The sequence below is a fragment of the Nonomuraea sp. LPB2021202275-12-8 genome (genome assembly GCF_037044575.1).
Taxonomy (GTDB): domain Bacteria; phylum Actinomycetota; class Actinomycetes; order Streptosporangiales; family Streptosporangiaceae; genus Nonomuraea.
The window spans coordinates 1-518 of record NZ_JBAHWD010000154.1; the positions used below are offsets into that span (position 1 = coordinate 1).

Annotated in this window: 1 protein-coding gene; it reads left to right on the forward strand. The window is 68.9% G+C overall.

The genetic code is table 11. The annotated features are described in order from the left end of the window. On the forward strand, positions 1-518 hold a 518-nt coding region (locus V5E28_RS49145; RefSeq protein ID WP_336217210.1), incomplete at both ends, for an AMP-binding protein.

Consider the following 518-nt stretch of genomic DNA (forward strand, 5'->3'; position numbering starts at 1 on the left):
TTCACGTCGGGTTCGACGGGGGAGCCGAAGGGGGTTGAGGTCTCGCATCGTGCGGCGTTGAACACGGTGTTGGAGGTCAATCGGCGGTTCGGGGTGGGTGAGGGTGATCGGGTGCTGGCGGTGTCGGCACTGGATTTCGATCTGTCGGTGTGGGATGTGTTCGGGCTGCTGTCGGCGGGCGGTGCTCTGGTGATGGTGGCGGAGGGGGAGCGGCGGGATGCGGCGCGGTGGGCGCGGTTGGTGGCCGAGCATGGGGTGACGGTGTGGAACACGGTTCCGGCGTTGCTGGACATGCTGTTGGTGGCCGGGCGGGGTGAGCTGGGTTCGTTGCGGCTGGCGTTGGTGTCGGGGGACTGGGTGCCGCTGGATCTGTCGGCTCGGTTGGCCGAGGCGGCTCCGGAGTGTGGGCTGGTGGCGTTGGGGGGTGCGACGGAGGCGGCGATCTGGTCGAACTTCTGTCCGGTGCCGGTGAAGGTGCCCGATGGGTGGGTGTCGGTGCCATATGGCCGGCCGCTGGC